The following is a 5,834-nucleotide window of genomic DNA, read 5'->3' as shown; positions in this document are numbered from 1 at the left end:
ACCATCACCGATATCAGTGGGGACTAAAAAAGATGACTCCTGTTCAGTACAGGAATCATCTACTAAGTGCAGCTTAACACTCTTTTTTTCAAAGTGTCCTTGACTAAGGGGCCAGTTTAAAGCTGGAAACAGCCTGCATTCCTTTTTTGTTTGTTTATTTGTGAAGTATCAGAATTAACCGCTGATTAGCTTTCCTGCAAGCACAATCTCACCGCGAGGCTGCGAGCCGTTTGCATCCGGCTCATGCGTAATTGCGATTTGATCATATTGATCCGGGGCAAAGGTATAATAAAGCGCACCCGTACCGTCATTCGTAAGGAATGTGCCTGCATTCACCGGTTTGCCTTCCTTCAGGAGCCAAACCTGGAACGCTTCGTCATTCGTGAGCTTCGGCAGATTTTCCGCTTGTACAATTAAGTGCATGCCTTTGGCATCAATGACGATCGTCGCTAATCCTTGCGCAACAATATCTGGAATAGCCGGTGTCAATGCAACTACACTATTGACTTGGATACCGTTTGGCGGCTGCTCGGCTGCTGCCAGCTGCTGCTGCAGCTCCTGAACCTGAACGGCCAGCTTATCGGACTCGTTGTTCAAATGATCAACTTTTTGATATAAGGCTGCTGAAACGATCATTAGCGCAGCTGCCGCAGCGGCAAACGCCGGCGTTGTCCAGCTTTTGGTTTTCTTTTTATCCGTTATTTGAGCCGAAGCTGAATCAATTACAGGTACCGCCGGGGTGGGTTGAGACTGTAACGATGCTTCTGTATTAGACATTGCTTCTACTTTCGCTTGATCAGCCTCAGCAACCGCAGCAAGTATTCGCGCCTTCATTCCTGAAAGGGGCTGTACCGGCTGGGCGGTTAACGGCATGATGCCTACAACCTCTGAAAGCTCCTCCAGCTTCAGCCGGCACTCTTTGCATCCTAACAAATGCGCTTCAAATGCGAGTTTGTCCTCTTCATCCAATCCGCCAAGTAAATACATTTCTACATCTTCGCAGCTGACACTATGCTGATTATTCACGGCTTTACCCCCTCCTTCCATGTTGATTCAAATTTCTTTCGCAGCTGTGACAGTGCCAGCCTGACCCTGCTCTTTACCGTTCCGAGCGGTATATCGTGATTCTGGCTGACTTCTTGCTGCGTATATCCCATAAAATAAATAAGTTCAACGACCTGCTTCTGATCCTCGTTCAGCTCACCGAGCGCTTCTTTCATTTGCTCGCCAAGCAGCTTATGTTCAACCTCTTGCTCCGTTGACTGAGGTGCTGCCTCTCTTTCAAGCGCACCCTGTTCACGGACTTCCGAGGGTTTTCGTCCTTGCTTTCTCAGCCAATCCACAGATAAATTGCGAGCAATCGTAAACATCCAGCTGCTGATCTTCCCTGCCGATTCGTCCGTTCGCAGACGTCCCGCAGAATTCCAAACCCGAATGAACAATTCCTGAACGACCTCTTCGGCCGCCATCGTGTCTTTCACGATCCGAAATACAAAGGAATACACCTGACGCTCATAACGGTCATAGAGCTGCTCTAAAGCAGCCGAATCGCGCTCCGCAATTTTCTGGATGAGCAGCTCATCTGATGCTGACTCCCCCATGTAGGGTTCCCCTCCTTGCAAACATACTGTCATCATCATAACTTTTAAACGACAAATGTAAAACCTATTCATGATAAATAATGAAATATTTCGCGGAGTTATATAAACACATTTATTAGTGAAAATTTCTACATAAAAAACAGCTGCTCAAGGAACATTCCCTGAGCAGCTGTTAATAGTGAGGGAATTCTACCCTCATTCACGTTATATTGCTGTTGTTTTCGTACCTAGTTGCGCAGCTTCGTCGGCTGCCGCGCTTAATGTTCGTTCTACAACATCGGTCATATCTTGCATCATGTTCAACTGATTCGTCGCATAACGTCTAATGGTTGCAACAGGCATCAGCAGCATGCGCGGTGAAATCAGGTCTCTTTTCTTTTTGTCCTTGGCCGGCTTATGCGTATTCGTGAGCACCTTTATCAATATGCGCAGGTAGACACGAGTCGACTTGGCGAACAAGCCCTCAGGCAGCTGGAAAATTTCAAAGCCCAGACGATCTGCACCGCGATGGATCATCGTGACCCCATACACGGCTTTGATATCGTTAGCCTCAAAATCAGCAGCAAGCTGATTAGCAAGCAGCGGAAGTGCCTGCTCAACCTCGCGAAGCATTCGGATGCCTGTCGCAACAGGCGATTTGGAGGTCGCCGCGATGGTTGACAACTTTTTGTTATCAAAATGCAGCTCTGCGACTCTGTCTCCCTTGGCCACACGCCCGCCGTCCGCAAATTCAACTTCTTGGCCGGTATATCGGATCACCCGGTAATGGAACGCTGCATCTTCAACATTGCCGACCGTTTTTAGACGGAAGACAACGTGGAACAGCTTCTCCCACATGAGCCATAGTGAAATCAAAGACTTTTTCCAAATCGAGATGTGCATCGACTTCGCAGCTTCAGTCAGCTTCATCATTTCCTGGATATTTATAAATCGGTAGCCCTGCTTGACGCCTTCTTCCAAATAAGCCTCCAAAGCAATAAGCATATTCCGAGGCGCGTGCTTATCGGCTCCAAACGTCATGCCGCAATCATGCAGCAGCAATACTTCACCTGGTTTAAGCTTCTCCAGCATCCGCTTCTTCAACCGCTCCGCACCAAGCCGAATTCGCCAATCACCGAACATAGCCGACCATAAAATAATTTGTAAATGTCCTAGCTTCGCATAATCAAATACGTTTACGATCCCCCATGGCGGCCGATAATAAGCCGAACGCGCCCCCGTTGCCTGCTCTATAATATCAAGGGTACGCTCGATTTGGCGTTTAACCGTCCGAGGGCGCATAAGCCAGTTTGATTTATGCACATAATTATGAACGCCGATATTGTGGCCTTCATCCTTCATTCGCCGCAGCAGCTTCTCCTGTCCCTCAGCATGCGAGCCCACGACAAAGAAGGTCGCCTTCGCATTGTAGCGTGCAAGCAGATCAAGAAGCTCAGGCGTATAAATCTCATCCGGCCCGTCATCAAACGTCAAGGATATCTCTTTTTCTACACGGCCCTTCTTAAAAACACGAAAGCCAAATGTACGGCTAATTAGACCTGGAAGAAACGCATAGAAGGAAGCAACGTATAATCCCCATAACAGCAAATTTTCCATTTTGTTTTCCCCACCGTTATATGATTTAGTCGACGAATGAATAGCGGTACAAAACAACAACAGTAGCTTTAATTGTAGCATAATGCAATAAAAAATAGGCGCTTTTTTAAAAACTATAGTACAATCTTTATGGAAATATGATTATGGAAAAAAGAAGGAGTTCTCGTATGCTGCCCTTTTACAAAAAGTACTGGCGAACCGCATTTGACATCGCCCTGATTGCTCTTACTGTCTATTTAATTATGTATTCATTCAGTTATTTGTACCGAATCGCAACGCCCATATTCTTTTCCTTTGTCATTTTCTTATGTATCGAACCACTGGCAAAGCGCCTGAACAGGCTGGGCATGAAAAAATCGATCGCATCGGGCATTTCGGTCCTCCTCTTTACGCTTATTATCCTTGCCGCTTTCTCCGGGGCAGCTTATCTGGTCACGAAACAAGGCACGGAGTTAGTTGAAAATTTTCCAAAATACCAAAAAATACTCGCTGCCCAAATCGCGAATATTACCGAGGAGATCCAGCAGAGGTTCTCATCAGCTCCGGCTGACCTCGATCTGGTCCAGCGCTCCAAGGACTTAATTGAAGGCGCATCTGCCACGCTTGCCAATTTCGGTAAAACCGTGATGCTCAATATGATCAGCTACGTCTCTTCCTTCTCGACCTTTATCTTCAACTTCGTGATCGGGATTATATTAGCTTATTTCTTAAGCATTGAAATTACGACTTGGAAGAAAACGGCTGAGAATAAGACACCAAATACGTTTAAATCTGCATTTTTTTTCCTTCGCGATAACGTGTTGAAAGGCATCGCGCTCTACCTTAAAGCGCAGGCAAAAATGATCGGCATTACCTTTATCGTCATCTTGATTGCTCTGCTGCTGCTCGGCGTGGATAATGCGTTCGTCATCGCGGTCGTATCCGCAATATTCGATATCTTGCCGCTGCTCGGTGTAGGTACAATTTTTATTCCTTGGATTATTTACTTAATCATCGTAGGCAAAATAACGCTGGCCATTTGGCTTTCGGCCCTCTTTCTGGTCGTCGTTCTCACGCGTCAAATTCTCGAACCTAAAATTACCGGCGATTCCCTTGGCGTATCCGCCTTTACCATGACCGCATTCATGATTGTTTCGTTATCCTTGTTTGGGGTAGCTGGCGTTATCCTAGCCCCGATCCTGATGATTTTAATTAAATCTTTGTACGATCAAGGCTACTTCCACCGCTGGATTCGTACGCCGGCAGGAGAATACGATGTGGCGCCAACCGAGCCTAACAAGGAAACAATAGTGAAGCCGGAAGATCATACGAAAAAAGACTAATCTGCTCCATTAACGTTGAAGTCAAGCCTTGCCAGCGTTTCGTTGCTGCTAACGGCTTGGCTTCATTTTTATTTCATTTGGCTTCATAACAGATCTTTTTATTCAATTATTGCCTATTGGAGGAATGACTTATGAACGGAATTGCTAAAACGCCTGCTCCGCCTTATTATGCGGTTATTTTCGCTTCGCAGCGAACAGACGGCGACAAGGGTTACGGGAACATGGCGGACAAAATGGTGGAGCTTGCTTCGCAGCAAAAAGGTTATTTAGGAATAGAATCTGCGCGCGATGCCGGCTTAGGCATTACCGTATCCTATTGGGATTCTTTAAATGCCATCCAAGAGTGGAAGGAGAACGCAGCACATCAAGTTGCGCAGCAGCGAGGGAAAAGCGAATGGTATCAAAGCTTCGCTCTGAGAGTCTGTAAAGTGGAGAGGGATTATTTTTTCGAGATGTAGCTGAGTCAGTGTGCGTTTGCCCTAAGACAGAAAATGTTTGACTGCTAATTCGGGGGCATCACTCTATTGAACAAATGAGGTCCATTATTGTTGGAGATACGGAGTCTGATTAAGCTTATTATTCTAGCCGTTGGAAAAGTGGGATCTACAAAAGGAATGCACACTCCTTACTCGGAGCAAGGGCTTTTTCCTGTTTCTATCACTCCGTATCAAAATACCAACAACCGCAGTGAATGAAAACGGGTCTGATTAAGCGATGACCATACTGCTGCTGGAAGAGTAATATATCTGGAATGTGCTAGCCTATGCTGGGGTATGGGCTTTACTTGTAGTCCTCATTTCGCATTATACAAATCAACAGCTTCACAATAGTCAACTAACCAACTGCCACCGTAAATGAGAGGAAGGTTACTTCCTCCGTTTGCAGCTGTGATCTAGGGGTTATCGCTTGAGAGTAACTGGTCACTGTACTTGTTAGCTATATGAATTTGTAAGTTTAACGAGGGAAATCACATCGTCGTTGCTCATGTAAACTGGCATGTTAATCTCAGGCGGCTTACAGTGTAGTTCTGCAATAGAATGAGATCATTTTGAGATTATGATGTCGTACACTGCAGTTTGTGCAGCAGAATTCAATCAATTTGCTTCTGGAGCGTTCCAGATGGAGTTTTCTATTGCAGAAAGTGCAGTGTAGATTAAGGGAGGGTAGGTCATGTAAGGGATACATTGTACAAAGTACAGGCCTGTTGATTAACCAGTTTTTGGTTTTAGGGAAAGTTTAAGACGCTCGTCAAATAGACGATCCATTCTGGCTGCAAGTGGTTCATACTAAATAACCGATCGAATTCGGCAAAAGA

Annotated in this window: 5 protein-coding genes; 2 read left to right on the top strand and 3 right to left on the bottom strand. The window is 45.8% G+C overall.

All coding sequences use genetic code 11. The annotated features are described in order from the left end of the window. Nucleotides 1-174: 174 nt before the first annotated feature. The 3 genes from RCO25_RS34205 to RCO25_RS34195 form a co-directional block, all read right to left on the bottom strand. Complete coding sequence (locus RCO25_RS34205; protein WP_309000507.1) at nucleotides 175-1,026, bottom strand: anti-sigma factor; 852 nt, start codon at nucleotides 1,024-1,026, stop codon at nucleotides 175-177. Then, nucleotides 1,023-1,601 carry an RNA polymerase sigma factor gene (locus tag RCO25_RS34200; RefSeq protein WP_309000506.1) on the bottom strand — a complete coding sequence of 193 codons (579 nt, stop codon included), beginning with the start codon at nucleotides 1,599-1,601 and terminating at the stop codon, nucleotides 1,023-1,025. Before RCO25_RS34200 ends, RCO25_RS34205 begins: the two co-directional genes overlap by 4 nt. A 204-nt stretch (nucleotides 1,602-1,805) precedes the next feature. Next, nucleotides 1,806-3,197, bottom strand: coding sequence for a polysaccharide deacetylase family protein (locus RCO25_RS34195; protein ID WP_309000505.1), 1,392 nt, complete (start codon nucleotides 3,195-3,197; stop codon nucleotides 1,806-1,808). Nucleotides 3,198-3,364: 167 nt separating this feature from the next. On the opposite strand from RCO25_RS34195, the gene RCO25_RS34190 reads away from it, so the two are divergent. After that, the gene (locus RCO25_RS34190; RefSeq protein ID WP_309000504.1) at nucleotides 3,365-4,519 is read left to right on the top strand and encodes an AI-2E family transporter; all 1,155 of its coding nucleotides are present in this window, start codon (nucleotides 3,365-3,367) and stop codon (nucleotides 4,517-4,519) included. 131 nt (nucleotides 4,520-4,650) lie between these two features. Next, a complete protein-coding gene (locus RCO25_RS34185) occupies nucleotides 4,651-4,977 on the top strand; it encodes an antibiotic biosynthesis monooxygenase family protein (protein ID WP_309000503.1) in 327 nt (108 codons plus the stop codon). Nucleotides 4,978-5,834: the final 857 nt, after the last annotated feature.

Origin of the sequence: Paenibacillus sp. LHD-38 (assembly GCF_031157315.1) — a bacterium.
GTDB lineage: Bacteria > Bacillota > Bacilli > Paenibacillales > Paenibacillaceae > Pristimantibacillus.
This window is presented reverse-complemented; position numbering and strand designations above follow the sequence as displayed.

What these genes read in the sequence shown, in the direction of transcription:
- RCO25_RS34200 (WP_309000506.1), bottom strand. Translation starts at nt 1,601, where the DNA reads ATGGGGGAGTCAGCATCAGATGAGCTGCTCATCCAGAAAATTGCGGAG.
- RCO25_RS34195 (WP_309000505.1), bottom strand. Translation starts at nt 3,197, where the DNA reads ATGGAAAATTTGCTGTTATGGGGATTATACGTTGCTTCCTTCTATGCG.
- RCO25_RS34190 (WP_309000504.1), top strand. Translation starts at nt 3,365, where the DNA reads ATGCTGCCCTTTTACAAAAAGTACTGGCGAACCGCATTTGACATCGCC.
- RCO25_RS34185 (WP_309000503.1), top strand. Translation starts at nt 4,651, where the DNA reads ATGAACGGAATTGCTAAAACGCCTGCTCCGCCTTATTATGCGGTTATT.